At 41.7% G+C, this 527-nt stretch carries 1 protein-coding gene; it reads right to left on the bottom strand.

Features of this window, described 5'->3' with window-relative positions; genetic code table 11:
• On the bottom strand, positions 1 to 527 hold a 527-nt coding region (locus AC25Y5_RS18945), incomplete at both ends, for a hypothetical protein (protein WP_488141647.1).

Here is a 527-nt window from a genome sequence, read left to right as displayed (position 1 = left end):
TCACATGTTTATTGACCGTTTGATTTAACTTCAGTTTCAGTTCGATTGGATATTCGAGTGAATTAATTTCTTTATCACCTGCCAGTATTGAAATATCCACAATATCACTATATCGCCTGCCAGTTGGAAGGGCGGCTTCTTTTTCAACCTTCACATTTGAAACAACAGAGATGCTGTCTTGATTATGTTTCTGCAATTGCTTCGCTGCATTCACTGGCAATGCTACTTCATGACCGTTCTTCGTCAAGAAACGAAGTGGTTTGTCCGCAACGATTGCACTATTCATTATTTGTTTTGGAATGACCCATTTAGTGTTGTCCGAAGTCGGCGTTTGGTTAATAGTCCAAGATTCCTCGGATTTTGATAGTAGGTCATCCGTTACGTTAATGACTTGCTCCCCTGTAACTGGCGGAAATGGAGCAGGAGGAATGACTTGTCCACTACCGTTACCACCATTTCCACCATTCCCAATTTCTTGGTCACTCGTAGTGAACATAGAAACATCAGAGCGCATTTCTCCCCCAAAT

It is taken from the genome of Sporosarcina sp. Y1011 (assembly GCF_057669885.1).
This window is presented reverse-complemented; position numbering and strand designations above follow the sequence as displayed.